This window comes from Nocardioides sp. (assembly GCF_025964975.1).
Taxonomy (GTDB): domain Bacteria; phylum Actinomycetota; class Actinomycetes; order Propionibacteriales; family Nocardioidaceae; genus Nocardioides.
Genome location: NZ_JAOPXV010000135.1, coordinates 15,408 through 40,564, shown reverse-complemented (window position 1 = coordinate 40,564; position 25,157 = coordinate 15,408). Strand labels below are relative to the sequence as shown.

The 25,157-nt window shown below is 69.6% G+C and carries 29 protein-coding genes and 4 tRNA genes; 11 read left to right on the top strand and 22 right to left on the bottom strand.

The window, feature by feature from the left end; all coding sequences use genetic code 11:
- Positions 1 to 419 (bottom strand): 2-dehydropantoate 2-reductase N-terminal domain-containing protein (locus JWN68_RS10210; RefSeq protein WP_297738337.1); only part of this gene is annotated, 419 nt, incomplete at its 3' end.
- Entirely contained in the window at positions 416 to 1,174 is a 759-nt protein-coding gene (locus tag JWN68_RS10205) for a lysophospholipid acyltransferase family protein (RefSeq protein WP_297738335.1), read from the bottom strand. The genes JWN68_RS10210 and JWN68_RS10205, both read right to left, overlap by 4 nt.
- A 60-nt stretch (positions 1,175 to 1,234) precedes the next feature.
- On the opposite strand from JWN68_RS10205, the gene cofC reads away from it, so the two are divergent.
- A complete protein-coding gene (cofC, locus tag JWN68_RS10200; RefSeq protein ID WP_297738333.1) occupies positions 1,235 to 1,876 on the top strand; it encodes a 2-phospho-L-lactate guanylyltransferase in 642 nt (213 codons plus the stop codon).
- A 39-nt stretch (positions 1,877 to 1,915) separates the two neighbouring features.
- Here the strand turns inward: cofC and JWN68_RS10195 are convergent, their stop codons facing one another.
- From JWN68_RS10195 to leuC, 3 genes are all read right to left on the bottom strand, one after another.
- Positions 1,916 to 2,554: an HU family DNA-binding protein gene (locus JWN68_RS10195; protein WP_297738331.1), complete on the bottom strand. Its 639-nt coding sequence runs from the start codon at positions 2,552 to 2,554 to the stop codon at positions 1,916 to 1,918.
- A gap of 142 nt (positions 2,555 to 2,696) precedes the next feature.
- Complete coding sequence (leuD, locus tag JWN68_RS10190) at positions 2,697 to 3,302, bottom strand: 3-isopropylmalate dehydratase small subunit (RefSeq protein WP_297738329.1); 606 nt, start codon at positions 3,300 to 3,302, stop codon at positions 2,697 to 2,699.
- A gap of 3 nt (positions 3,303 to 3,305) precedes the next feature.
- Positions 3,306 to 4,718 carry a 3-isopropylmalate dehydratase large subunit gene (leuC, locus tag JWN68_RS10185; protein ID WP_297738327.1) on the bottom strand — a complete coding sequence of 471 codons (1,413 nt, stop codon included), beginning with the start codon at positions 4,716 to 4,718 and terminating at the stop codon, positions 3,306 to 3,308.
- Between the two features lie 114 nt (positions 4,719 to 4,832).
- Here leuC and JWN68_RS10180 point away from each other — a divergent pair, with 114 nt between their 5' ends.
- Together JWN68_RS10180 and JWN68_RS10175 are read left to right on the top strand one after the other, a co-directional pair.
- On the top strand, positions 4,833 to 5,555 hold the full coding sequence (locus JWN68_RS10180) for an IclR family transcriptional regulator (RefSeq protein ID WP_297738325.1): 723 nt from the start codon (positions 4,833 to 4,835) through the stop codon (positions 5,553 to 5,555).
- A gap of 56 nt (positions 5,556 to 5,611) precedes the next feature.
- Positions 5,612 to 5,806, top strand: a complete 195-nt coding sequence (locus JWN68_RS10175) for a hypothetical protein (protein WP_297738323.1) — start codon at positions 5,612 to 5,614, stop codon at positions 5,804 to 5,806.
- A 37-nt stretch (positions 5,807 to 5,843) separates the two neighbouring features.
- Here the strand turns inward: JWN68_RS10175 and JWN68_RS10170 are convergent, their stop codons facing one another.
- From JWN68_RS10170 to JWN68_RS10120, 11 genes are all read right to left on the bottom strand, one after another.
- Entirely contained in the window at positions 5,844 to 6,326 is a 483-nt protein-coding gene (locus JWN68_RS10170; RefSeq protein WP_297738321.1) for a methylated-DNA--[protein]-cysteine S-methyltransferase, read from the bottom strand.
- A gap of 1 nt (position 6,327) precedes the next feature.
- On the bottom strand, positions 6,328 to 7,800 hold the full coding sequence (locus JWN68_RS10165) for a DNA-3-methyladenine glycosylase 2 (protein ID WP_297738319.1): 1,473 nt from the start codon (positions 7,798 to 7,800) through the stop codon (positions 6,328 to 6,330).
- 109 nt (positions 7,801 to 7,909) lie between these two features.
- A tRNA-OTHER gene (locus JWN68_RS10160) sits at positions 7,910 to 7,990 on the bottom strand.
- 6 nt (positions 7,991 to 7,996) lie between these two features.
- Positions 7,997 to 8,069: transfer RNA gene (locus tag JWN68_RS10155), tRNA-Glu, on the bottom strand.
- 78 nt (positions 8,070 to 8,147) lie between these two features.
- Positions 8,148 to 8,219 (bottom strand) — tRNA-Gln (locus JWN68_RS10150).
- Between the two features lie 53 nt (positions 8,220 to 8,272).
- Positions 8,273 to 9,214 (bottom strand): CPBP family intramembrane glutamic endopeptidase, encoded by a 942-nt coding sequence (locus JWN68_RS10145; RefSeq protein WP_297738317.1) that lies wholly within the window; start codon positions 9,212 to 9,214, stop codon positions 8,273 to 8,275.
- Positions 9,215 to 9,216: 2 nt separating this feature from the next.
- Positions 9,217 to 10,644 (bottom strand): glutamate--tRNA ligase, encoded by a 1,428-nt coding sequence (gltX, locus tag JWN68_RS10140; protein WP_297738343.1) that lies wholly within the window; start codon positions 10,642 to 10,644, stop codon positions 9,217 to 9,219.
- Between the two features lie 35 nt (positions 10,645 to 10,679).
- Positions 10,680 to 11,489 carry a fumarylacetoacetate hydrolase family protein gene (locus JWN68_RS10135; RefSeq protein ID WP_297738315.1) on the bottom strand — a complete coding sequence of 270 codons (810 nt, stop codon included), beginning with the start codon at positions 11,487 to 11,489 and terminating at the stop codon, positions 10,680 to 10,682.
- Positions 11,490 to 11,579: 90 nt separating this feature from the next.
- Complete coding sequence (locus tag JWN68_RS10130; RefSeq protein WP_297738313.1) at positions 11,580 to 11,885, bottom strand: hypothetical protein; 306 nt, start codon at positions 11,883 to 11,885, stop codon at positions 11,580 to 11,582.
- Positions 11,886 to 11,967: 82 nt separating this feature from the next.
- On the bottom strand, positions 11,968 to 12,318 hold the full coding sequence (locus tag JWN68_RS10125) for a hypothetical protein (RefSeq protein WP_297738311.1): 351 nt from the start codon (positions 12,316 to 12,318) through the stop codon (positions 11,968 to 11,970).
- 81 nt (positions 12,319 to 12,399) lie between these two features.
- Positions 12,400 to 13,305 carry an ECF transporter S component gene (locus tag JWN68_RS10120; RefSeq protein WP_297738308.1) on the bottom strand — a complete coding sequence of 302 codons (906 nt, stop codon included), beginning with the start codon at positions 13,303 to 13,305 and terminating at the stop codon, positions 12,400 to 12,402.
- 238 nt (positions 13,306 to 13,543) lie between these two features.
- Between JWN68_RS10120 and JWN68_RS10115 the strand changes: the two genes are divergently transcribed.
- Positions 13,544 to 13,619: transfer RNA gene (locus JWN68_RS10115), tRNA-Gly, on the top strand.
- Between the two features lie 363 nt (positions 13,620 to 13,982).
- On the opposite strand, the gene JWN68_RS10110 is transcribed toward JWN68_RS10115, so the two are convergent.
- On the bottom strand, positions 13,983 to 14,789 hold the full coding sequence (locus JWN68_RS10110; protein WP_297738306.1) for a nucleotidyltransferase domain-containing protein: 807 nt from the start codon (positions 14,787 to 14,789) through the stop codon (positions 13,983 to 13,985).
- A 32-nt stretch (positions 14,790 to 14,821) separates the two neighbouring features.
- Here JWN68_RS10110 and JWN68_RS10105 point away from each other — a divergent pair, with 32 nt between their 5' ends.
- The gene (locus tag JWN68_RS10105) at positions 14,822 to 15,676 is read left to right on the top strand and encodes a 3-methyladenine DNA glycosylase (RefSeq protein ID WP_297738341.1); all 855 of its coding nucleotides are present in this window, start codon (positions 14,822 to 14,824) and stop codon (positions 15,674 to 15,676) included.
- On the opposite strand, the gene JWN68_RS10100 is transcribed toward JWN68_RS10105, so the two are convergent.
- Positions 15,664 to 16,305: a sulfotransferase family 2 domain-containing protein gene (locus JWN68_RS10100; protein WP_297738303.1), complete on the bottom strand. Its 642-nt coding sequence runs from the start codon at positions 16,303 to 16,305 to the stop codon at positions 15,664 to 15,666. The two genes, JWN68_RS10105 and JWN68_RS10100, sit on opposite strands and share 13 nt — an antisense overlap.
- Positions 16,306 to 16,354: 49 nt before the next feature.
- Between JWN68_RS10100 and JWN68_RS10095 the strand changes: the two genes are divergently transcribed.
- Positions 16,355 to 16,975: a pentapeptide repeat-containing protein gene (locus JWN68_RS10095; RefSeq protein WP_297738301.1), complete on the top strand. Its 621-nt coding sequence runs from the start codon at positions 16,355 to 16,357 to the stop codon at positions 16,973 to 16,975.
- Here JWN68_RS10095 and JWN68_RS10090 read toward each other — a convergent pair.
- The gene (locus tag JWN68_RS10090; protein ID WP_297738299.1) at positions 16,959 to 17,528 is read right to left on the bottom strand and encodes a TetR/AcrR family transcriptional regulator C-terminal domain-containing protein; all 570 of its coding nucleotides are present in this window, start codon (positions 17,526 to 17,528) and stop codon (positions 16,959 to 16,961) included. The two genes, JWN68_RS10095 and JWN68_RS10090, sit on opposite strands and share 17 nt — an antisense overlap.
- 99 nt (positions 17,529 to 17,627) lie before the next feature.
- Between JWN68_RS10090 and bioB the strand changes: the two genes are divergently transcribed.
- The 4 genes from bioB to bioD are packed head-to-tail and all read left to right on the top strand — an operon-like array spanning position 17,628 to position 21,802.
- Complete coding sequence (bioB, locus tag JWN68_RS10085) at positions 17,628 to 18,701, top strand: biotin synthase BioB (protein WP_297738297.1); 1,074 nt, start codon at positions 17,628 to 17,630, stop codon at positions 18,699 to 18,701.
- 4 nt (positions 18,702 to 18,705) lie between these two features.
- Complete coding sequence (locus JWN68_RS10080) at positions 18,706 to 19,977, top strand: adenosylmethionine--8-amino-7-oxononanoate transaminase (protein WP_297738295.1); 1,272 nt, start codon at positions 18,706 to 18,708, stop codon at positions 19,975 to 19,977.
- Entirely contained in the window at positions 19,977 to 21,107 is a 1,131-nt protein-coding gene (locus tag JWN68_RS10075; protein WP_297738294.1) for an 8-amino-7-oxononanoate synthase, read from the top strand. Before JWN68_RS10080 ends, JWN68_RS10075 begins: the two co-directional genes overlap by 1 nt.
- The gene (gene bioD, locus JWN68_RS10070) at positions 21,104 to 21,802 is read left to right on the top strand and encodes a dethiobiotin synthase (RefSeq protein WP_297738292.1); all 699 of its coding nucleotides are present in this window, start codon (positions 21,104 to 21,106) and stop codon (positions 21,800 to 21,802) included. Before JWN68_RS10075 ends, bioD begins: the two co-directional genes overlap by 4 nt.
- Here bioD and JWN68_RS10065 read toward each other — a convergent pair.
- A complete protein-coding gene (locus tag JWN68_RS10065; RefSeq protein WP_297738290.1) occupies positions 21,759 to 22,316 on the bottom strand; it encodes an NAD(P)H-dependent oxidoreductase in 558 nt (185 codons plus the stop codon). The two genes, bioD and JWN68_RS10065, sit on opposite strands and share 44 nt — an antisense overlap.
- Before the next feature lie 70 nt (positions 22,317 to 22,386).
- Here JWN68_RS10065 and JWN68_RS10060 point away from each other — a divergent pair, with 70 nt between their 5' ends.
- Positions 22,387 to 22,974 (top strand): TetR/AcrR family transcriptional regulator, encoded by a 588-nt coding sequence (locus tag JWN68_RS10060; RefSeq protein WP_297738288.1) that lies wholly within the window; start codon positions 22,387 to 22,389, stop codon positions 22,972 to 22,974.
- 13 nt (positions 22,975 to 22,987) lie between these two features.
- Here JWN68_RS10060 and JWN68_RS10055 read toward each other — a convergent pair whose 3' ends face one another.
- Both JWN68_RS10055 and cimA read right to left on the bottom strand, forming a co-directional pair.
- Positions 22,988 to 23,338 carry a hypothetical protein gene (locus tag JWN68_RS10055; protein WP_297738286.1) on the bottom strand — a complete coding sequence of 117 codons (351 nt, stop codon included), beginning with the start codon at positions 23,336 to 23,338 and terminating at the stop codon, positions 22,988 to 22,990.
- 8 nt (positions 23,339 to 23,346) lie between these two features.
- Complete coding sequence (cimA, locus tag JWN68_RS10050; RefSeq protein WP_297738284.1) at positions 23,347 to 24,960, bottom strand: citramalate synthase; 1,614 nt, start codon at positions 24,958 to 24,960, stop codon at positions 23,347 to 23,349.
- Positions 24,961 to 25,157 lie beyond the last annotated feature (197 nt).

Here is a 25,157-nt window from a genome sequence, read left to right as displayed (position 1 = left end):
GCCAGGTTGGGACCGCTCACGACGGCGATGCGTTCGGCTCGCGCGCCGGTGACCTCGGCGATCACCTCGCTCATCCGCTTGAGCGACCCGAGCTCGACACCCTTCATGAGGGACACGAGCACGGCCTTGTCGGGGATTAGCGGAGCCCACGCGGTGAGGTTCTCGCGCAGGCTCTGCGAGGGCACCGTCAGCACCACGACGTCCGCGTCGGCCGCTGCCTGCTCGGCATCGGTCGTCGCGCTGACGCTCGCCGGCAGCTCGACGCCTGGGAGGTATTCGGTGTTCTCCCGGTTCTTGTTGATCGCGTCCACGACCTCCTCGCGTCGTGCCCACAGGGTGACGTCGTTGCCCGCGTCACCCAGGACGACGGAGAACGCCGTCCCCCACGAGCCGGCGCTGAACACGGCGATCTTGGTCATCGGCGCTCTTTCCTGTTCGGGTTCCCGGTTGGCCGGACGCCCGCGGTGCGGGGGTCGAACCGGGTGACGGGGGGCTCCTCGCCGCGCAGCTCCGCGACGAGGTCGGTGAGCGAGCTCATCAGCCGCTCCGTGGTGTCGTGGACGAGCTGAGGGGTCTGCGGACGGGCGCGGAGGTCATCAAGCGGCACCGGGTCGCCGGCCTTCATCGTGATGCGCTTGCGCGGGAAGAGGTCGGGCCGGGAGGCGTAGGGGTAGAGCATGTCCTGGGCGCCCCAGTGCGCGACCGGGATGACCGGGACTCCCGTCCCCAGGGCGATCCGGGCAGCGCCCGACTTGCCCGCCATCGGCCAGAGCCCCGGATCGCGCGTCAGTGTCCCCTCGGGATAGACGACGACGCACTCTCCGTCGTTGACCGCTTTGACGGCCGCGTCGTAGGCGCCGATCGCGTTCTTGGACAGTCGCTCGACCGGGATCTGGTGGGCCGAGCTGAGCACCTTGCCCACGAACGGGGTGCGGAAGAGGGAGGACTTGGCCAGGTAGCGCGGGATCCGTCCGTGGTCCCAGACGAACAGGGCCGTCAGCAGTGGGTCGACGTGCGAGATGTGGTTGACCACCAGGAGGCACCCGCCACTGGCCGGAATCTTCTCCCCGTCGATCCAGGTGCGCTTCGTGACCAGCGGTGCCGTCGGCTTCACCACGGCAGCGACGAAGTTCACCGCCCAGCCACGCTCACTCTGCACTTTTCGGACCGACACGCCGGGACCCTCCTGATCGTCGCTGAGCAGGCTACTCGTAACGATGCGAGGATCGTCCCAATGCCACTGATGCCTGCCGACGTTTCCTTCGTCGTGATCGTCCCCGTGAAGCCGCCTGCCCGGGGCAAGTCGCGCCTCGACACGTTCAGCCCCGCCGACCGGCGAGACCTCGCCACCGCGTTCGCCCGCGACACGGTGGCCGCAGCCCAGCGCACGCCGTACGTCGACGCCGTGCTCGTCGTCACCGACGACCATCGCTTCGCCTCCGTCCTGAGCACGGACGGCTGCGAGGTGATCCCCGACGGGGTCAGCAACGACCTCAACGCGACCCTGCGCCAGGCTGCAGCCGAGTGCGTACGCCGATGGCCGAGCGCTGTTCCAGTCGCGCTGTGCGCCGACCTGCCCTGCCTGGTGAGCGATGACCTCGCGGCAGCGCTCGCCCAGGCACAGGGACCGTCCTTCGTCCGCGACGCCGACGGCACCGGGACGACGCTGTATGCCGCTCCGTACGGCGAGTTCGACCCGTCCTTCGGCGACAGCTCCGCCGATCTGCACCTGCTGCGCGGAGCCGACGAGATCGCGGTGCCGGCCCCGTCGCTGCGCCTCGACGTCGACGATCCTGCCGACCTGGCTGAGGCCCTGCTGCTCGGCGTGGGACCGCACACGGCTCAGGCATGGGCCAGGACCGAACACCTCACGTGATGGCGGGTCACACGGTGACCCGCCATCAGCGAGGGGCGATCAGGACTTCTTCGCGGGGCTGCTCTTCTTGGCGGTGCTGGACTTCTTCGCCGTGCTGGCCGTGCTCGTCTTCTTCGCCGGCGCCTTCTTCGCAGCCGCGCTGGTCTTCTTCGCCGGACCGGCCTTCGTGGCGGTGGTGGCCTTCTTCGCCGTGCTCGAGCTCGCCGCGCTCGCCTTCTTGCCGGGCGCCTTCTTGGCGGGCGCCTTCTTGGCCGCCGTGCTGGCGTTCGTGGCCGGCGCCTTCGTCGTGGCCTTCTTGGCGGCTGCCCCGGCTGCCCTCGCCGGAGCGGAGGCGGCCGCGGCCACGGCGCGCACCGACGGTGGCTTGGGCATGTTGGCCGCCGTCAGCTTGGGCAGCTTCTTCGCACCCGAGATGACGTTCTTGAGCTCCTGGCCGGCCTTGAACCTGGGAACAGCCTTCTTCTTGGACTTCATCTGCTTCCCGGTCTGCGGGTTGCGCACCATGCGAGCTTCGCGGACGGTCTTCTCGAAGGAGCCGAATCCAGTGATGGCGACCTTCTCGCCGCGAGCCACCTCCCGCGTGATGGTGTCGAGCACTGATTCCAGCGCGTGCGCGGCCTGCTTGCGGTTCCCCTCGTAACGCGCGGCGAGGGCGTCGATGAGCTGTGTCTTGTTCACTAGCTTCCCTTCCAATGAACCGATGTCGCCGTGCTGGTGCCCGGCTACTGCTCGGCACGCTAGGCACTTGTGGCATGGGTCACAATCACCGAGGCGCGTTTCGCCCGGTTTTCTCAGCAGGGGCGTCGACGCGAAGACGCGCTCAGAGCCGCTGGGTGACGGGCTTCCAGCTCGGGCGGGTGCTCTCGTAGGCCTCGATGTCGTCTCCGTGACTCATCGTGATGCCGATGTCGTCGAGGCCCTCGAGGAGTCGGTAGCGCGTGTAGTCGTCGATGTCGAAGGAGTCCTCGATGGCGTCGGGACCCTCGCCGGCCCTGACGGTGCGGCTCTCCAGGTCGACGGTGACCGTCGCGCCGGGGAACTCGTCGAGGTGGTCCCAGATGCGCTGCACGACCTTCTCGCCGACCTGCGCGGCGACCAGTCCGGACTTGCCGGAGTTGCCACGGAAGATGTCTGCGAAGCGCGAGGAGATGACGGCCTTGAAGCCGTAGTTCTGCAACGCCCATACGGCGTGCTCGCGCGACGAGCCGGTGCCGAAGTCAGGCCCGGCCACGAGCACCGAGGCGCCGGCGTACTCGGGCCGGTTGAGCACGAAGTCCGGGTCGTTGCGCCAGGCGCCGAAGAGCCCGTCCTCGAAGCCGCTGCGCGTGACTCGCTTGAGGTAGACAGCCGGGATGATCTGGTCGGTGTCGACGTTGCTGCGCTTGAGCGGCATGGCGACACCGGTGTGTGCGGTGAACTTCTCCATGACTCAGACCTCCACACTGACGAGGTCAGCCGGTGACGAGAGCGTGCCGCGCACAGCTGTGGCGGCCGCTACCGGGATGGATACCAAGTGGGTGCGACCACCCTTGCCCTGACGCCCTTCGAAGTTGCGGTTGGACGTCGAGGCGCTGCGCTCGCCGACGGCCAGCTGGTCGGGGTTCATGCCCAGGCACATCGAGCAGCCCGCGCCACGCCATTCGGCGCCGGCTTCGGTGAAGATCTTGTCCAGGCCCTCCTCCATCGCCTGGAGGCGGACCCGCACCGATCCCGGCACGACGAGCAGGCGAGTGCCGTCGGCGACCTTGTGGCCTTCGATGATCTCGGCGGCCAGACGCAGGTCCTCGATGCGACCGTTGGTGCACGAGCCGACGAAGACGGTGTCGACATGAACGTCGCGCATGGGGGTCCCGGCCTCCAGGCCCATGTACGTCAAGGCGTTCTCGGCGGCGATCCGGTCGGACTCCTCCTCGAAGTCAGCCGGCGTCGGCACGACTCCACCGAGCGGCACGCCCTGACCGGGATTGGTGCCCCACGTGACGAAGGGCGTCATGGTCGAGGCGTCGAGGACGATCTCCTGGTCGTACTCCGCGTCGGCGTCGGTGACCAAGGTCTTCCAGTGAGCGACCGCTGCGTCCCAGTCGGCGCCCTTCGGCGCCTCGGGCTTGCCCTCGATGTAGTCGAAGGTGGTCTGGTCGGGAGCGATCAGACCAGCCTTGGCACCCCATTCGATGCTCATGTTGCAGACCGTCATGCGGCCCTCCATCGACAGCTCGTCGATCGCCCGTCCGCGATATTCGACGATGTAGCCCTGACCGCCACCGGTGCCGGTGTGGGTGATCAGGGTCAGCACCATGTCCTTGGCCGTGACGCCGGCGGGCAGGGATCCGTTGATCGTGACAGCCATGGTCCTGGGCTTCGCCTGCATGAGGGTCTGGGTGGCGAGCACGTGCTCGACCTCGGAGGTGCCGATGCCGAAGGCGATCGCGCCGAACGCACCGTGGGTCGAGGTGTGGCTGTCACCGCAGACGATCGTCATCCCGGGCTGGGTCAGCCCGAGCTGAGGGCCGACCACGTGCACGATCCCCTGCTCGATGTCGCCGAGCGGGTGCAGGCGTACGCCGAACTCAGCAGCGTTGCGCCGCAGGGTGTCGACCTGCGTCTTGGAGACCGGGTCGGCGATCGGCTTGTCCCAGTCGAGCGTCGGAACGTTGTGGTCCTCGGTGGCCAGCGTCAGGTCGGGGCGACGCACCTGGCGGCCCGCGAGGCGCAGTCCGTCAAAGGCCTGGGGCGAGGTCACCTCGTGGATGAGGTGGAGATCGATGTAGAGAAGATCGGGCTCCCCTGGGGCACTACGGACGACGTGTTCGTCCCACACCTTCTCGGCCAGGGTCCTGCCCATCTCGTGCTCCTTCGTGCGACGTTGTGCCGTCCGCCGCCATGTCGAGGCGGCGCTGCTCCGTGGTGTCCGACACTACCGCTTGCATCCCATGATCTGAGACGGCAGTATTGCCATATGGACAACTCTAGCGGCGTCGGCGTGCTCGACAAGGCCGCCCTCGTGCTGTCGGCACTCGAGGCCGGACCCGCCACTCTCGCCGGGCTCGTCGCCGGCACCGGCCTCGCCCGACCGACCGCGCACCGGCTCGCGGTCGCCCTCGAGCACCACCGCCTCGTGGCGCGGGACATGCAGGGTCGCTTCATCCTCGGGCCGCGGCTGGCCGAGCTGTCCGCTGCTGCCGGCGAGGACCGCCTGCTCGCCGCCGCGGGTCCCGTCCTGGCCCGCCTGCGCGACATCACCGGGGAGTCCGCCCAGCTGTGGCGTCGCCAGGGAGAGCACCGCGTCTGCGTGGCCGCCGCCGAGCGTCCCTCCGGTCTGCGCGACACCATCCCGGTCGGGTCCCAGCTCACCATGCGCGCCGGGTCGGCCGCACAGGTGCTGCTCGCGTGGGAGGACCCCGAGCGGATGCACCGAGGACTCCAGAACGCTGCCTACTCCGCGACCGCACTCTCCGGGATCCGGCGGCGCGGCTGGGCGCAGTCCATCGGCGAGCGCGAGCAGGGGGTCGCCTCGGTGTCCGCTCCGGTCCGGTCCCCCGGCGGCAAGATCATCGCGGCGGTCTCCGTCTCCGGTCCGCTCGAGCGCCTGTCCCGCCAGCCCGGGCGCATGCACGCCCCGGCTGTCCTGGCAGCCGCCGAACGCCTCTCCGAGTCACTGCGGCGAGCGGCCGCCGACTGAGGCATCGAGAACCACGTCACGGGTACGGTCGATCTCACCCAACCCGAGGAGTGATCATGAGCAGTGACAAGGACGACGCAGCCGTCGAGGGCCAGGTCTCCGAGGTGTCCGGCATGAGTGGCACGCCCGACGCGATCTCCCCCGGCGATGCAACCGCCGGCGCGCCGGACGGCGAGTCGGGTCGGCCGGAGGCGGGCGAGGCGGGGCCTGACGCCATACCTGCCGACAACATCAAGGCCAACGAGGTCTGAGGCACCGCCACCACCGCCCCACGGCACGGCGACCACCTCAGAACAGCGCGTCCTGCTCCAGCTCGAGCAACGTCTGCTTCCGCTCGATCCCGCCGGCATAGCCGGTCAGCGTGCCGTTCGCCCCGATGACCCGGTGGCACGGGATCACGATGGGGATCGGATTGCGGCCGTTGGCCAGTCCGACGGCCCGACTGGCCGCGTTCGTCATCCCGAGGCGACCGGCGATCTCGCCGTACGACGCCGTGTGGCCGTATCCGATGGTGATCAGCTGCACCCACACGCGCTGCTGGAAGTCGGTGCCGCGGGGAGCGAGAGGCAGGTCGAACTCGGTCAGCCCCCCGTCGAAGTAGGAGCGGAGCTGCCGCACGGCCTCGGCAAGGACCGGGTGCGTCTCGCTCTCGGCACCGAGCGGGCGCCCGTCCGCGGGTGGCTGGAAGGGGGAGAACTCGATCGCGCTGATCTTGCCGTCCCGCTCGACGATGCGCAGGTCGCCGATGGGCGATGGCAACACGGTCCACATGTCAGTTGTCTCCTCGAGGTTGCACCAACGATTGCCACAGGTAGGTCTGCGCGTACGAGCGCCACGGCCGCCAGGCCTCGGTGTCAACGGCGCCGGGGGCCCCCAGTGCCCGCAGCGCGTCGCGCGTTCCGACGTCGGTGGCGAGGAGGACGTCGGGGTGCCCGAGGGCGCGTATGGCGATGTAGTCGGCCGTCCAGGGTCCGATCCCCGGGAGGTCGAGCAGGGCCTGGCGAACGGCGCCGCGGTCGTCGCCGCGATCGAGGACGACGGTGCCGTCCGCCAGCGCAGCGCACAGCGACGTGAGGGCCCGTCCCCGGACGCGGGGCATCGGCAGGTCTTCAGGGTCGACGGCCGCCAAGGCGTCCATGCTGGGGAAGAGACGAGTCAGCCCGGGCACGGTCGTCTCGATCTGCGCCCCGTGCTCCCGGGTGAGCCGCGCGGCGATCGTGCGTGCGCCGGCCACGCTCACCTGCTGCCCCAGCACGGCTCGGACCGCGACCTCGTTGCCGTCGACGTGCCCCGGGACGCGCAGTCCCGGTGTTCTTCGGACCAGCGGTCCCAGGAGCCGGTCGCCCGCGAAGGCGTCGGCGACCGCCACGGGGTCGCAGTCGGCATCGAGCAGCCGGCGGGCGCGTTCGACTGCGGCAGCGGTGTCACGCAGGTCGGTCAGGGCCAGCTCCGCCCTGACGAAGGCCGTGCTGCCCTCGTCCGCCACGTCGGGCAGCGTGAGGGTCACGGTGCCGGGTCCGTGAGGCAGCGCCAGGGTCCGGGCGTACGTCTCGTCGTCCACCACTTCCACGCCGGGGATCGCACGCAGCCGCAGGAAGTCGAGGAGGGCCGTCCCGGCGTAGGGCGTGCGGACAGGAAGGCGCATCACCACGGTGCCGTCCGGCCCGCGCGGTCGGCTGCGCCGCCCCCGTAGCTGAGTCGGAGACACTGCATAGACCTCGCGCACGGTCTCGTTGAACTGACGCACGCTGCTGAAGCCGGCCGCGAACGCGACGTCGGCGAAACCCATGTCGGTCGTCTCGATCAGGATCCGGGCAGTCTGGGCGCGCCGGGCCCGGGCGAGGGCCAGCGGACCCGCGCCCAGCTCCTGGGTCAGCAGCCGCCCGAGGTGACGTGACGTGTAGCCGACCCGGGCGGCCAGGCCGTCGACACCTTCGCGGTCCACCAGTCCGTCGGCGATCAGGCGCATCGTGCGTCCTGCCAGATCGGCGGCAACGTCCCAGTCGGGGCTTCCCGGGGTGGCATCAGGCAAGCAGCGCTTGCAGGCTCGGAACCCAGCCGCCTGGCAGGCCGCTGCTGTCGGCCGGAACGCCACGTTGGCGAAGCCGGGCGTGCGGGCCGGACAGCTGGGACGGCAGTAGATCCCGGTGGTGGCGACGCAGGTGTAGAAGACGCCGTCGAAGCGGCGGTCCTTGCTCTTGACCGCCCGGTAGCAGGACTCGTCGTCCAGGTCGGTACGTCGCATGCGCTGAGTCTCTCGCACGCGGGGAGCTGGTTCTAGCGGAATTCGGACACGGCACGGATGGAGGGGAAATAGCAAGAAGGCCAGTCCTGTGAACTGGCTTCTCGGTGTGTACCCCCGACCGGATTCGAACCGGCGCTACCGCCGTCCAGAAACGACGCAGTGGCGGCGTGCTCGGCACGCCGCCACTGGTTGTGTGTACCCCCGACCGGATTCGAACCGGCGCTACCGCCGTGAGAGGGCGGCGTGCTAGGCCGCTACACAACGGGGGCAAGCACTGCTTGGTGCGATCGGAACTATATCCACGGGATCAGAACCGATCAAAATCCCCACAGACTCGGGGAATTTCGCTGGGATACTAGGACTCGAACCTAGAATAACTGGACCAGAACCAGTCGTGTTGCCAATTACACCATATCCCAATGACGTGCACATTCGGCACCGGGCGATGCGCCGTCCGGACCAAGAAGAAACCTTACATGGCACCGCGCGGCGCTTCCAAAACGGCTGGGGTGGCGGTCGTTGCGAGGCCCATTCGACGGGCCAACCACGTGGCGAGGGCGAGGTAGACGAGCGACTGGGTGAGCGTCCCGGGCAGGCTCCACCACGACCCACCGGTGGGGTTGAGGGCGCTGCTCATGTCGGCGAAGGCGAGCGCGAGCCCGAAGGCCAGGAAGTTGTTGAGGACGTGCATGGCGATGGCCGCCTCGAGTCCTCCGGTGAGGATCACCAGGGCTCCTGCGACGAGCCCGAACGCGAACCGGTCGACGAAGATGGGCAGGTCCTGGGCGAACCCGTGAGCGAGCGCGAAGAGCAGGGCCGAGAGCACGACAGCCAGCGCCCGACTGGGGAAGAGGCCGCCGAGCGCCTGCATCAGGTAGCCGCGGAAGGCGAACTCCTCCCCTGCTGCCTGCAGGGGCGTCAGGATGAGGACGACGAGCAGGAAGTTCCGGGTCGTCGTGGTGAAGGCGTTGGCGTGACCGCTCAGCTCGGCTCCCGAGCCACTTTGCGGCACGAGGCTCGACACCACGACCGTGGCGATCAGGGCCAGCACCGAGAGTCCGAAGCAGGCCAGGAAGAACCGCCAGCGGACGCGACGTGCCACCGACACGAGCCAGCCCGGCGCGAGGCCGTGCAGGGCCAGGTTGATGAGGATGGTCACCGGGATGGCCGAGGCGAGGATCAGGTTGACGTAGGCGAGGCCCATCGGGGTGACGTCCTCGAGATCCCACGTCGACTCGATCCCGGCACCCACCGGCTCGCCAGTGGCGACCAGCACAGCGATCAACGGCACGAGCGCCACCAAGGGCGCGAGGACGACGACTGCGATCGCCAGCAGCATGATGCCGACGAGGGGTCGCCAGGGGCCCGGACGACCCAGGAGCTGGAGGCGGTGGTACTCGGCTGGCGGGGCCATCGTCAGCCGGACATCGCGTCGGTCAACCGCGCGATCGATCGCTCCCGGCCCAACAGCTCCATCGACTCGAACAACGGCGGGCTGATCTTGCGACCGGAGATGGCGATCCTGACGGGCCCGAAGGCGTGCCGGGGCTTGAGCCCCAGGTCGTCGATGAGCTTGGCGCGGAGCGCCTCCTCGATGGCCGCGGTGCTCCATGTGTCAAGAGCGACGACGGCGTCGTACGCCGCAGTGACGACCTCGCGGCCCGCGTCGTCCAGCCCGTCGGTCCGCGTGAAGTCCGACTCGGCGACGAACAGGAAGCCGAGCATGTCGACGACCTCGGTCAGCTTGTTGATCCGCTCCCCGACCAGCGGCATGGCCTGGTCGAGCAGCTGACGGTCGGCGAGGTTGGTCGGGTCGACGACGCCAGCGTCGGCGAGGAACGGCAGCACGCGTTCGGTCATCTCCTCGATCGACAGCAGCCGCATGTGCGAGGAGTTGATGGCGTCGGCCTTCTTGACGTCGAAGCGGGCCGGGTTGGGGTTGACGTCCCCGATCTCGAACGCCTCGACCATCTCCTCCAGCGTGAACACGTCGCGGTCTCCGGAGATGGCCCACCCGAGCAGGGCGAGGTAGTTCAGCAGGCCCTCCGGGAGGAAGCCCTGCTCACGGTAGAGCGCCATGTGGGCCTGGGGGTCACGCTTGGAGAGCTTCTTGTTGCCCTCCCCCATCACGTAGGGCAGGTGGCCGTACTCCGGGGTCTCGTCAGCGAGACCGATCGCCTTGAAGGCGTCGAAGAGCGCGATCTGCCGGGGGGTGCTGGAAAGCAGGTCCTCGCCGCGCAGCACATGGGTGATGTGCATGGTGGCGTCGTCCACCGGCGCGGTCAGGGTGTAGAGCGGGTCGCCGTTGGCGCGGGCCAGGGCGTAGTCCGGCACGAACTGGGTCTCGAACGTGATGTCGCCGCGGACCAGGTCGGTCCAGGTGATCGACCCGTCGGGCATCCGGAAGCGGACGACGGGCTCGCGAGCCTCGCCCTCGAAGGCACTGCGCTGCTCGTCGCTGAGCTCACGACAGAACCCGTCGTAGCCCATCACCTTCGAGCCGCTCGCCTTGCGGCGCGCGGTGACTTCGTCGTTGGTGCAGAAGCAGTCGTAGGTGTGGCTGCTCTCGCGCAACCGCGCGAGGACGTCGGTGTAGATGTCCGAGCGCTCGGACTGCCGATAGGGACCGAAGTCTCCGCCCTTGAGCGGGCCTTCGTCCCAGTCCAGTCCCAGCCACTGCATGAGGTCGATCAGCGAGTCGTAGGACGCGACGGTGTTGCGCTCCTTGTCGGTGTCCTCGATCCGGAAGACGAAGGTGCCGCCGTGGTGGCGCGCGAACGCCCAGTTGTAGAGGGCGGTGCGGGCCAGCCCGACGTGCGGGCTGCCCGTCGGGGAGGGAGCCATGCGGACCCGGACGGGACGGGTCGTCGGTGAAGTGCTCAACGCTGTGCCACCTTGTTCGTGAGGGTGCCGAGGCCGGCGATGGAGACCTCGACCTCGTCGCCGACCTCCATGGGCCCGACACCTGCTGGGGTGCCGGTGAGGATCACGTCGCCCGGCAGGAGCGTCATGACGCTCGAGACGTGGGCGATCAGGGTCGGGACGTCAAAGATCAGGTCGCTGGTGGACCCGTCCTGCTTGAGGTCGCCGTTGAGGTGCGTCTGGATCTTGACCCCGTCGGCGAAGACCTGCGGATCGAGGTCGGTCTCGATCCACGGTCCGAGCGGACAGAACGAGTCGAAGCCCTTGGCGCGGGTGAACTGGACGTCGGCCTTCTGCAGGTCGCGCGCCGTCACGTCGTTGCCGATCGTGTAGCCGTAGATCACGTCGGTGGCCTGCTCGACTGGCACGTCGCGACAGATGCGGCCGATCACGACGGCGAGCTCACCCTCGAAGTGGACGTTGCTCGACTGGCTCGGATAGAAGATGGGATCCCCCGGGCCGATCACGCTCGTGTTGGGCTTGATGAAGATCAACGGCTCCGCCGGGACGTCGCTGCCCATCTCCGCGGCGTGGGCGGCGTAGTTGCGGCCGATGCCCACGACCTTGCTCCGCGGCAGGACCGGTGCCAGCAGGCGGACGTCCTCGAGCTTGAACTCCTGGTCCAGCAGCTTGACACCGAGGTAGAGGGGGTCGCCCGCTATCGCCACGATGACCGTGTCCTCGGAGGGCTGGCCGAACTCGTCGACCTCGCCCGTGACCACGCCGTACATCGGCTCTTCCCCAGCGGTGAATCTCGCGATACGCACGATCTCGACCCTATCGCCGAGGTGCATCGCGACGTGCAGCGCTCCGGGGCCGGACCCCCGTGCCAGCCCCGGAGCGCAGATCAAGAGGGGTCAGCAGGGGCCTTCGACGTCAGACCGCGCCTTGACGAGCTTTGCCTTCGCGCCGGCGACGGCACGCTTCTTCTTGCGGATCACGGGCACAGGCTTGTGGGCGGCCTTGGCGCGCTCGAGCGCCTTGCGCGCTGCCTTGAGCTTGGCGGTGTACCTCGGGACGGCTGCCTTGGCCGCGTAGCACTCCGGCGAGAAGTCGAGCACGACTGTCTGCGTCGTCGCCTTCGTGTAGACGTTCTCGTACTCGGGGCACTGGTCGTCGCTGGTCTGTCCGGCACTGCAGATCTTGCCGACGTTGGCATGCATCCTCGTGCTGATCGTGTAGGTGCCGGGCGTTACCGAGCCGGTGCCGAAATCAGACGGGCAGACCTCGACGGTCCCGGTGTCCTCACTGATCGGGAAGTCCTGTTCGTACTTGTCGTAGCTGTAATAGAAGTTGTTCGGGCCGGTGACGGTGTAACCACGACCCCCACTCGGTGTTCGTGTAGACGGGTTGGCTCTTGTCGGAGTAGTTCGTGTATCCCTGCGCCTGGACCGCGTTGCCGATCCCCTGCAGATCGACCGTCCACTTGACCGAGAGCACGTCGCGGCACTCGTCAGACTTGATGAACGTCGACACCGTCAAAGTCGCGGTCGAGTATTCGCCCGTCACACTCGGCAGTGCGCTCGCCGGCGCCATCGGCGCGAGCACGGCAACAGCAGCCGCCATCGAAGTCAAGCTGATCAGTCTGGCGCGCACGCATGGGCGGGTCTCCTCGTCACGACGATGCCTCCCTTGCGAGCATGCATGAGGACGAGTGTTCAGAGACCAGGCACTTCTTCAGGCCGCATTCGGCAACCCCGAACAAGCCCGAACAACCGTGTCTTCCGGGGTCGCATCCCGCATCCAGCTCTCCGGTACCCACGATCGCAGGGCGGGCGGGAGTCCCTCCACCAGGGCGAGCAAGACGAAACCCGCGATCAGCTTGTCGCTGACCGAGGTCAGCAAGTTGGAGACGGACACCGAGAGCCACAGCGAGTGGCTGATGGCGAGCATCGAGTCGGTGATGTCGCCGGACTTGTGCTGGCCATAGCCGTCCAGGGCGAGCACGAGGATGGGGGCTGCGATGACGGTGCAGCACACAGCGACCAGGACGTTGAGCGCGAAGAATCGAGGGATCGACCGAGCGAGTGCCCAGCGGCGTACGCCATAGCCCCACAGCAGCGCGCCGGCGACGTTCACCGGAGCGAACCACAGCGACTCGGGACCGCTGACAGCGACACCCGACACGTTGGTCGCCACCCCGACCAGCGCCCCCCACCACGGCCCGAGGACGATGGCGGAGATGGCGGTGCCGACCATGTCGAGGTAGATCGGCAGTCCGAGGAGGTCCACCAGTCCGCGGCCCAGCAAGTTGATGGCGACACCACTGAGCAGGATCGCGAGGACGACGCGGGAGCTCAGGGACGCACGGGTCGACGTCTCGGCCGACTCCCGGGGAGGTGCCGACACCGGATCCTGTGCTGGTGCGGGGTCCTGGGGGCGCACGACCGGGCGGGCGCCCACCTGCGCCGCGCGGCACTGCTCCGCCAGTGCGGCGGCGAGCTCCTCATCCGGGACCAGCGCAAGCACGATGTCGGCGACCAGATCGGCGTCCAGACGTTTGCGGCCGGTGCGAAACACGTCGTACACGGTGGTCCTGCCGACGCGGGACTGCTCGGCGGACATCCCCCGGGACCGCCGCACGCGACTGAGCCGAGAGCGATGTCACCGAAGGAGGCCTGTCCCGCTTCGCGACGCAGGAGCTGCAACTGCGCCACCACGGCGTCCAGCGATGTGTGGTCGGCCGGCTCTTCCATGCATCCCCCTCGGTCGGTCGGGCCCGAGTCTAGGGTCCGGCGACGGACCTCGAGGGCACTGGCGATGATCGCCGGCGGGCGCGATATCGTGAGCGACGATGCATCGCCGGCGCCCCCGGCGTCACGCGGACGTAGCTCAACTGGCAGAGCATCAGGTTTCCAACCTGAAGGTTGTGAGTTCGATCCTCGCCGTCCGCTCCACGCAGTCCCGGCCTTGCCAGTGGGCGGACGGGCCGCCCAGGCCGAGAGCACGTAGTCGATCCGCAGGGCAGCCACCGCGCCTTGACGAATGGTCGCGATCGGCGGTGGCCGGGTGACGTAGGTGTGGCCCGTCGGGGTCGTGGTCCGGATCGAGCGATCCGGTCCGGGTCTTGCTCGCCAGCCGGCCGCGTCCTTGGCCTGGTTGCAGGCCTCGCAGAGTCCCTGCGAGTTCCTCGCGCTGGTGGAGCCACCTCGCGTGCGGGTCGGGGTGGTCGACGTGGCGGATGGGCGCGTCGCACCACGGAGTCCGGCAATCTGCGGCAGCCGGCAAGACCTCGTTCTCGGTGTGTGGAAACTCGAGAATCAGCTGCTTTTGTGCAGCTCGAAGTAGGACAGCTCGACTCCCCAGCCCTCGATCATGTCGACGGTCCTGCTGTGTCCGCGTGCAGCATCGAACGCCTCGCACTGGGCCCGGACGAGGGCGAACGTCTCCCGGATCGCGGACGGATCGCCGTCGAGCGTCCTGGTCAGCAGCGGAAGCAACACCTCGGCCGGCCAGCCCTCGATCGGGTGCTCGCGCAGCTCCCACGGGAGGTACTTGTGGTACGGCCTGACCCGCCCGGCGAGGCTGAAGACGGTGTCGAGCAGCCACGGCACGGACTCCGTCGCGTCGAGCCGCCGCTCCAGGTCACGCCCGTCACGATCCGACTTCAGGGCACGGTAGGCGTAGTTCAACCAGCCGTCGAGCCGGTCGTGCTCGATCAGGATGGAGTCGGCCTCCTCCGGGGAGACGAGGGCCTGCCGACGTACGGCGTCAGGCAACGCTCCGCCCGTCCGGTCGAGGAGCATCGGCGCCCAGGCGAAGGACCACCGGTACCACCAGTAGTCGGTGCCGAACACGGGCACCTCGTCGAGCTCCTGGAGGGCCATCGGGACCTCGTCGATCGCCGGCGACTTGGACGTGACGTAGCCGTCGGGGACGGTCGACAGGACGACGAAGAGATCCACGTCCGACCGCTCGGTCGCAAGCCCGCGCCCAGCCGACCCGGTCAGCACCAGGCCGACGAGGTTGTCACCGTGCTCGCGATCGACCCGTTGCGCCACCGAGGTCAGCAGCTCGCGCCGTTCGGGAGACAGGTGGGAGGGGAAGGAGAGGTCCTCGGTCGGCATCCCCGCAGTCTGTCTAGGCTGTCAACGTGACTATGGCCGTGCTCGACCGGGCGACGTGGCAGGCCCGCGCGGCCGCCCACGCCGCTCGCGTCGACGCGTCCATCGAGCCGCACCTGGCGCGCCGCGGCTCCTCGGTCAAGCACCCCGTCCACGACTTCCTCTTCACGTACTACGTCCAGCGTCCGGCCCAGCTGCGCCGCTGGCATCCGGGGTACGGCGCACGCCTGGCCGACGCGCCGGAGTACGACGGGCTCAAGGGCTACTCGGACGGAGCCGTCACCGACGACCACGTCGCGAAGCAGGCGCCGCTCCTGCGAGGCGTGCTGAACCTGCTGCGCGCGACCGAGTCCAGGCCGGCGCACGCCGGCTGCTTCGGGCTGCACGAGTGGGCCATGGTCTACCGCCAGTCGCCCGACGAGCTGCGGCACAATGACTGGCCGCTGCGCCTGGGGTCCGGCGGCACTGACGACGTGGTCGAGGCGCACCAGGTCGCGTGTTCCCATTTCGACGCGTTCCGGTTCTTCACCGAGCCGGCCCGTCCGCGCAACACCCTGCAACCGGCGAGCGACGACCGGGCGGCGTACGAACAACCGGGGTGCCTGCATGCGGGGATGGACCTCTACAAGCACGCGTTCCGGCTGACGCCGATGATCAGCAGCGACCTCGTCGCCGACTGCTTCGAGCTAGCGCGGGACATCCGGGAGCTGGACATGCGCGCTGCGCCGTACGACCTGGCCGCTCTCGGCTTCGAGGCGATCCGCATCGAGACGCCGGAGGGGAAGGCGACCTACGTCCGGGAGCAGCGGGCTTTCGCGGAGCGCGGCGCGCCCCTGCGCCGGCGGTTGATCGAGGAGTGCGAGCGGCTGCTGGCCGCTCAGAAGGTGTAGTCGAACGCCTCGATGGCGTCGGCGAAGACCTCGGCGACGCGTTTGCGGGAGGCGTCGGTGTAGAGCTCGCGGTAGTGGCCGACGGGGCGGGCGTTGGCCTTGGCCCGCGGCAGGTCCGGCGAGCCCGGAAGCGCGAGGAGCTCCCAGACCTCGTCGAGCTCCTCGGTGAGCCGCTCGTAGCGGAGCACCCGGTCGACGGCCAGCCGGCCGCGGATGCGATACATGCGGCGGTTGTTCGCCAGCTGCTCGATCCACTCCTCGTTGACGTACTGCTCGAAGTCCGGCAGCTCGGGCAGGTCCTTGTACTTCCAGTAGTAGAGCGAGACGACGGCGTCCCACGGGTTCCGCTCGATCGCGAACCTGTAGTAGCTGCGCCAGGCCGCGACCCCCACCACGTCGCGGGCGAGGCGGGCGCTCATGTGGTTGAAGGCCTGGCGGGGCAGCGGCGGTGACTCGAAGTTCTGCGGACCCAGCCCTCCGGCGTGCTCACGGAGCTGTTCGTCCTCGGGGCTGATCCGGGTGATGACGTCGTCGGGACCGCAGACCTTGGACAACGCGATCTCGACGCTCGTGCCCGCCGTCTTGCGAGTCTTCAGGAAGATGAAGCGATGGGCATGCGACGCGATCACGGGGCGACCCTACCGGCGCGCGACCAGCACGACCGCTAGCGTGGCGCGCGTGACCAGTGCGACACCGGCGCCCATGGAGGCCCACGGCCGCCACTTCAGGGACGATGACTGGTACGCCGACGGGCTGGGCGCTGCGCGCTTCATCGAGTGCACCTTCACCGGCGTGGACTTCAGCGAGTGCACCACCGACGGGGCGGTCTTCGAGAAGTGCGTCTTCCACAACTGCTCGTTCAACGCCAGCGTGCACACCTCGACGGCGTTCGTGGCCTGCGACGTGCGCCGGTCCAACTTCTTCAGCGCTGTCCTCGACGGCTGCAAGCTCGTCGGCACGGTCTTCGCGGACTGCACCCTGCGACCGATCACCGTGCGGGCGGGACAGTGGCAATCCGTCACGATCCGGTCGACGAACCTCAGCAAGCTCGACCTCAGCGGCGTCGACCTCCGCGAGGCCGACCTGTCGATGAGCGACCTCTCGTCGACGCTGCTGCGGGGTGCCCGGCTCGACCGGGCCACCCTGCGGGAGACGAAGCTGTTCGGCGCCGACCTGCGCGGGGCCACCCTGGAGGGGGTCGACCTGGCGACGGCCCAGCTGCGGGGGACGAAGCTCGACCTGGCCGGGGCCGTGCTCCTTGCGGAGCTGCACGGCGCCGACGTCAGCGTGTCGGACTGAGGGCCTGTCCCACGCGCGAGCGCAGGCCGTCGAGGACCAGCTGGAGCCCGAGGTCGAACTGGCTGGCGCGCGCCGGCAGGTCGATGGCTCCGAGGCTGTTGGCCTGGAGCGCCGTCTGCTCCTCGAAGGTGTGCCCGAACACGAAGTGGACCAGCGTGCGGGATCCCACGGCGACGAGGCCGTCAGGCAGGCCGGCGCCTGCCAACAGCTCCTCGAGCTCCTCGGCCGGACCGGAGGCCCCCATCCCGAACGCGAAGACGGTCGCGACCACGTCGGCACCGTCGCGGAAGGCCAGCATGGAGTCGCGGAGCTCGCGGCACACCTCGGCCACCTGGCAGTCCCAGGTCGAGGCCGTGCGGGGGCGGCGGCCGCGCGTCAGGATCTCGTCAGCGACCGCGGCCAGCAGGGTCTGCTTGTTGAGGAAGTGGTGGTAGAGCGCGCTGGGTTGGACCCCCAACTCGGCGCCGAGCCGGCGCATGGTCAGCGAGGCGAGACCGAAGTCGTCGAGGACCGTGAGGGCACGTTCGACGACATCGCTGCGGTGGTGGCGCATCGCACTCCTGGACTGTTTGACGGGCCGGGGCAACCAACCTAACCTGAACGCCGTTCACCTGACCACCGTTGGTCAGTCCCACCGGTGCCGGGAGCAACCATGACGACGACCTTCGACCAGCTGGCCACGAGCATCCTGGCCGGCACACCGGCAACAGAGGACGATGCGCTGGCCGTGCTGCGGGCCGGCGACGACCTGCTCCTCGACGTCGTGGCGGCTGCCGGTCGACTGCGCCGGGCCCACTTCGGCAACACGGTGAAGGTCAACTACCTCGTCAACCTCAAGTCCGGCCTGTGCCCCGAGAACTGCAACTACTGCTCGCAGGCCCTCGGCTCGACGGCGCCGATCCTGAAGTACTCCTGGCTCAAGAACGACGAGGCTCTTCAGCAGGCCGAGGCCGGGCTCCGCGGTGGCGCGACGCGGGTCTGCATGGTCTCGTCTGGCCGCGGCCCGAGCGACAAGGACGTCGAACGCGTCGCCGACATGGTCGGGGCGATCAAGTCCGAGCACCCCCAGGTCGAGGTCTGCGCGTGCCTGGGCCTGCTCAAGGACGGCCAGGCAGAGCGGCTCAAGCAGGCCGGTGTCGACGCCTACAACCACAACATCAACACAGCGGAGTCGCACCACGACCAGATCGTGCAGACGCACACGTACGCCGACCGGGTCGACACCGTCGAGAAGGCCAAGGGTGCGGGTCTCTCGCCGTGCAGCGGCCTGATCGCCGGACTCGGCGAGACCGACGAACAGCTCGTCGAGGCGCTCTTCGCCCTCCGCCAGCTCGAGTCCGACTCGATCCCGGTCAACTTCCTGATGCCCTTCGACGGCACGCCCTACGAGAACACGTGGGAGCTCGACCCGAGACGGTGCCTGAAGATCCTTGCGATGGCCCGCTTCGTGTGTCCCGACCGGGAGGTGCGCATCGCCGGCGGCCGCGAGATGCACATGCGGTCCCTGCAGGGCCTGGCCCTGCACGTCGCCAACTCGATCTTCCTCGGCGACTACCTCACCTCCGAGGGCCAGGCGGCGGAGACCGACCTCGAGCTGATCCGCGACAACGGATTCGTCGTGCTGGGCAGCGAGGAGCACGCCGCCCAGGCCCCGCGCCCCATCGAGGCGCACGACCCCACGATCCGTCGCCGTGGTGCCGGCACCGCCGTGCTGCCCAACGCCTGAGCCGATGACCTCCGAGCTGCTCGACTGGGATCGGCAGCACCTGTGGCACCCCTACACCTCGATGAGCGACCCGGCCCCGGTCCGGCTCGTCACCGGCGCCTCGGGCGTACGCCTCGAGCTCGCCGACGGCTCCACGCCGGTCGACGCCATGGCGTCGTGGTGGTCCGCGATCCACGGCTACAACCACCCCGCGCTCAACGCCGCTGCCCGCGACCAGCTCGACGACATGGCGCACGTGATGTTCGGCGGGCTCACCCACGAACCGGCGATCCGCCTCGGACAGCGGCTGGTGGAGCTCGCCCCCGAGGGACTCGAGCACGTCTTCTTCGCCGACAGCGGGTCGGTCAGTGTCGAGGTGGCCCTCAAGATGGCGCTGCAGCACCAGCGCGGCGCAGGTCGCCCCGGCCGGACGCGGATGCTGACCGTGCTCGGTGGCTACCACGGTGACACCTGCGGCTGCATGGGCGTGTGCGACCCCGAGGGGGGCATGCACTCGATGTTCCGCGGCTTCGTGCCCGAGCACGTCTTCGCCCCACGCCCCCCAAGGCTCGGCGAGGACACCACCGAGTGGGCCGCCGCCTTTGAGGCGCTCGCAGAGCAGTACGCCGACGAGCTCGCCGCGATCATCGTCGAACCGCTCCTCCAAGGGGCCGGCGGCATGTGGCCCTACCCCGCCGAGTGCCTGCGCGTCATGCGCTCGGTCGCCGATCGTCACGACCTCCTGCTGATCCTCGACGAGATCGCGACCGGCTTCGGACGCACGGGCACGATGTTCGCCGCCGATGCTGCGGGCGTACGCCCCGACATCATGTGCGTCGGCAAGGCACTGACCGGCGGCTACCTCACGCTGGCCGCAGTCCTGTGCACCAGTGGAGTCGCGCACGGGCTGTCGCGCTCGGAGGCCGGCGTGCTGATGCACGGCCCGACCTACATGGCCAACCCGCTCGCCTGCTCGGTCGCGCTGGCGTCCCTCGACCTGCTCACGACCACCGACTGGGCGGCGAACATCGACCGGATCTCGCGGCGGCTGACACCTCGCCTCGAAGCGGCCCGGGGGTTGTCCGGCGTCGCAGACGTCCGGGTCCTGGGCGCCGTCGGGGTCATCCAGCTCGACCACTCCGTCGACGTTGTCGCGGCGACCGACGCGGCGCTGCGCGCGGGAGTGTGGCTGCGCCCCTTCCGCGACCTGATCTACACGATGCCGCCGTACACCTGCACCGACGCCGAGATCGACACGATCTGTTCGGCGATGCTCCAGGCCGTGGAGGCCGGCTGATGGGCGGCTGGGAGAAGTGGTTCACCGACGAGGCCGCCCGCCGGGACGCGGCCGGACTGACCCGCCGCCTACGTCCGCGCGGCTCTGACGACGACGTCATCGACCTCGCCGGGAACGACTACCTCGGGCTGAGCCGCCACCCCGAGGTCGTGAGAGCCGCTGCGGAGGCTGCCCTGACCTGGGGCGCGGGAGCAGGGGCATCGCGTCTGGTCACCGGCACGCTGGCCCTGCACGAGTCACTCGAGCGGGAGCTGGCCGTCTTCCTGGGTCAGCCCGCAGCGCTCGTGATGTCCACGGGCTACCACGCCAACCTCGCGGCGGTCACCGCGCTCGCCGACCGCGAGACCCTGATCGTCTCCGACGCCCACGTCCACGCCTCGCTCATCGACGCGGCTCGGCTCTCCCGCGCGGAGATCGTGGTCACCCCGCACAACGACGTGGAGGCGGTGGCGGCAGCGCTGGCGCTGCGGGGGCGTCGTCGGGCGATCGTGCTGGTGGAGTCCATCTACTCGGTGCTCGGGGATGCCGCTCCGCTGACCGGGCTGGCCGAGGTCTGCGAGACCCACGACGCACTGCTCGTCGTGGACGAGGCCCACGGGCTCGGGGTCGCCGGCTCCGCGGGCGAGGGCCTGGTCCGTGCGGTCGGGCTCGTCGCCGCGCCTCACGTCGTGGTGACGGCGACGTTGTCCAAGGCCCTCGGCGCCCAAGGCGGCGTGGTCCTCGGCTCCCCCGGCCTGGTGCACCACCTCGTCAACCGGGCGCGACCGTTCATCTTCGACACCGGTCTCGCACCTGCTGCGACCGGCGGCGCGCTCGCGGCGCTACGCCTGCTGCGATCCCAGCCCGAGCTCCCCGCTCGCGTGGTCGCCCGGGTGGACGGGTTGTCGCGCCGGCTCGACGTCGACCGGCCCGCCGGCGCCGTACTCTCCGTGCCGATGGACTCCCCCCAGGCCGCCCTGACCGCCCAGGCCGAGTGCCTCGAACACGGTGTGCGCGTGGGCTGCTTCCGGCCGCCGTCGGTGCCCGACGGCATCTCGCGTCTGCGTGTCACGACCAGCGCCGGGGTCACTGACGAGGCGTGGGACCGAGCCGGCGACGTGCTGGCCAAGGTCGTCGAGGGCCACCGATGAGGATCACCGTCGTCACCGGCACCGGGACGGGGGTCGGCAAGACCGTGGCCACCGCAGCGCTCGCGGTGCGCAGCGGCCCCGGCGTCGTCGTGGTGAAGCCGGTGCAGACCGGCGTGCTGGGCGACGAGCCGGGGGACGCCGAGGAGGTACGCCGCCTCGCAAGGTGCGAGGTCACCGAATTCGTCCGGCTGGCAGACCCGCTCGCTCCCGAGACGGCAGCACGACGCGCCGGGGTGTCACTGCCGACAGTGGCCGAGCACGCGGCACGCATCCGGTCGCTGGACTCGGGCCACGTGATCGTCGAGGGCGCCGGCGGACTACTGGTCCGGCTCGACCTGTCGGGCGGCACGCTGCTGGACCTCGCGTCCGAGCTCTCGGCCGAGGTGGTGATCGTGGTCGACGCCGGGCTGGGCACTCTCAACCACACCGAGCTCACCGTGGCGGCGCTGCGCGCCCGGGGCGTCGAGCCCTCGGGCCTGGTCATCGGCGCGTGGCCGGCCGCACCCGGCCTGGCGGAGGAGTGCAACCTCCTCGACCTGCCCCGCGTGACCGGGGTTCCCCTGCTGGCGACGATCCCCGAAGACGTCGCCGGGCACGGCCCCGACGCTTTCGCCGCGGCCGTGCCCGAATGGTTCAGTCCCTCGGACCGTCTCAGGCGGCAGCCGGGTCCGCCTCGTAGGAGACCAGGTCGTTGAGCGCGCCGAGGAAGCGCTGCACGGCGGCGTCGTCGGCCAGCAGGTCACCGTCGAGGGCGGGCTGGTCGAGCACGATGGTGTCCACGACCGTCGCACCGGCGATCGTGGCCGAGTGGCGCGCGTGCTCGTGGGCCCACTTGCCGCCGTACGGCGTCGGGGTGGCACCGACCGCCGCGAAGGGCTTGCCCGTGATGGCGCCCTGGCCGTAGGGCCGCGAGAGCCAGTCGATGGCGTTGTTGAGGACTGCGGGCATGGTGCCGTTGTACTCGGGCGTGACCGCGAGGACTCGGTCAGCCACGGCCACGGCCGCGCGCAGGGCGACGGCGGCCTCGGGGGCTGTCTCTCCGTCGAGCTCCTCGTTGTAGAACGGGATCTGGTCGAGGCCCTCGACGATCTTCACGCTCACGCCTGCCGGAGCCTGCGCCTTGAGCAGCTCGGCGATCCGCCGGTTGAGGGAGTCGGCGCGGAAGCTGCCGAGAAGGACGGCCACGGAGGTCTGGTTCGGAGTAGTCATGTGGGCATAACCGGACTGCAGTCCGTTTCTATTCCTCTGCCCGCAACTTCGCTGCTCCTAGGCTGGCCCCGTGCCCATCTCGCTGCACCTCGCCGACGACCCGCCGCCCGAGCGGGCGGACGCGGCGCGCAACCGGCACGCGGTCCTGGCCGCGGCCCTGCGGCTCGTGGACCACTGCGGCGTGGACGCGGTCTCGATGGACGCCGTGGCGACCGAGGCGGGCGTCGGCAAGGGCACCTTGTTCCGTCGTTTCGGGAGCCGGCAGGGACTGATGGCGGCCGTGCTGAACGAGTCGGAGACCCAGTGGCAGGCGGCCGTGCTCTCCGGCCCGCCCCCGCTGGGCCCGGGTGCGCCACCGATGGGCCGGTTGCTGGAGTTCGGTCACAGCCGGTTGCACCTCAACCTGACCCACGCGGCCCTGATCCGTGCCGCCGGTCGAGCCGGCGCACGGTCGTACGCCGCTGTGTCCTTCAGCGCCATGCACGTGCGCTACCTGCTCGGCGAGCTGGGGGTGCGCGGTGACATCGCGCTGCTCGCGACGTCACTGCTGGCGCCGCTGGAGGTTCCGATCCTCGAGCAGCAGGTCAACCAGGAGGGCATCTCCCTCGCGCGCATCGAGGCCGCCTGGGACGATCTCGTCCGTCGCGTCGCAGTCTGAGAACGCTGGGGAGTCAGTTCACCGAGTTGAACGTGACGAACGCTCCGAGGACGAAGATGGCGGCTCCGACGAGCGCCCCCACGATCGGGACCCACCAGACGCTTCGCCCCCGTCGGGACCGCACGATCACCACGATGATGGCGCCGACGAGCGCGGCCCAGGGCGCGACCGCCGCCAGCGCGGCGCCCCCGACGATCCCCCCCTCGTCACACACCGAAGATGAGCCGCACGAGTCGGAGGCCATCGCCAACATCAGCGCCGCGAAGCTGATGACCGGGGAGATGAGGCCGAGCCCGACCAGGAGGACGATGGCGACCACCCGGTCGGAGCTGGTCGGCTGGCGGATGGCTACGGAGTCAGACATGGACGCCATCATCGATGATGACGGCGCAGTCCGAAGGTCAAACCGTCGATGAGGGCCCCCCACGAGGCCTCGATCACGTTGTGCCCGACGCCCACCGTCACCCACGACGACTCGCCGTCGGAGGTCTCGATCAGCACCCGGGTGATGGCGTCCGTGCCGTGGCCCTGGTCGAGGATCCGCACCTTGTAGTCGATCAGCTCGAACTTCGCGACCTCCGGGAAGGCCTGGCCGATGGCCGTACGCAGCGCGGCGTCGAGGGCGTTCACCGGCCCGTTGCCCTCCGCGGTCACGACGAAGCGGACACCCTCGGCCGTCAGCTTCACCGTCGCCTCGGACACGGCCTCCTCCCCCGGGCCTGCGTGCGTCAGTGTCTCGGTGATCACGCGCCACGACTCGACGGCGAAGTACGACGGACGGCCGCCCTCGACCTCCTCGAGGAGGAGCAGCTCGAAGGAAGCGTCGGCCGCTTCGAAGGTGTAGCCACCCTGTTCCATGGCCTTGACCCGCTCGGTCACGCGGGCCACCAGCTCGCGGTCCTCCACGCTGTCGGTGAGGTCGAAGCCGAGCTCTCGGCCCTTGAGCTGGATGGACGCGCGGCCGGCCATGTCGGAGACGAGCAGGCGCATGTCGTTGCCGACGCCGGCCGGGTCCATGTGCTGGTAGAGGAACGGGTCGACCTTGATCGCCGAGGCGTGGAGACCGGCCTTGTGGGCGAAGGCCGACGTGCCGACGTACGGCTGTCGTGATGCCGGCGGGAAGTTGGTGACCTCGGCAACCGCGTGGGCGATGCGGGTCGCGTCGCCGAGGAGCCCGGCGGGTAGGACCTGCTTGTCCAGCTTGAGCTCGAGGGTCGCGACCACCGAGACGAGGTCCGCGTTGCCCGTGCGCTCGCCGTAGCCGTTGATCGTCCCCTGGACGTGCGTCGCCCCGGCGTCGACGGCGGCGAGGGTGTTCGCGACCGCGCACCCGGTGTCGTTGTGGCAGTGGATGCCGACCCGCGCCTGGGTGCTGTCGATGACGTCCTGCACGACATCGGAGACCCAGACCGGCAGCATGCCTCCGTTGGTGTCACACAGGGCAACGACCTCGGCCCCGGCCTCCGCAGCTGTCCGCAGCACCTCCAGGGCGTAGTGGCGGTTGGCGCGATAGCCGTCGAAGAAGTGCTCGGCGTCGAGGAAGACGGTCTGACCGTGCTCGCGCAGGTGCGTGACCGTGTCACGAACCATCGCCAGGTTCTCCGCCAGCGTCGTGCGCAGCGCCAGCTCCACGTGCCGGTCGTGCGACTTCGCGACCAGCGTCACCACCGAGGCACCGCTCTCGCGCAGGGCCGCGACCTGGGGGTCGTCCGCGGCGGCGACCCCGGCTCGGCGGGTCGCCCCGAACGCGGCGAGGCGCGCGTGCCTCAGCTCGAGCTCGTGGCTGGCGCGGCGGAAGAACTCGGTGTCCTTGGGGTTCGCGCCCGGCCAGCCGCCCTCGATGTAGCCCACGCCGAGTCCGTCGAGCTGGCGCGCGATCGTCAGCTTGTCGGCGACGGAGAGGTTGAGCCCCTCCTGTTGCGCACCGTCACGCAGCGTCGTGTCGTAGACGTGGAAGGAGCCCTGCAGGTCGAGCGGCTGCGACATCGGAGGCGGTCTCTCTCATCGGGTGGATCGGGGCACAAAAAAACCTCCCGGGGTCAGGAGGTTGGCGCGGCGGGATGACCCGTCGCGCTAGGCAATGATGATGGTGCGGGTGCTGTGCATGCCTCCACTGTGCCACGAACGACGGCACGCGGAGCCAGATCGCGCGCCGGTCTCGGATCGCGGTCAACCCCGGTCCG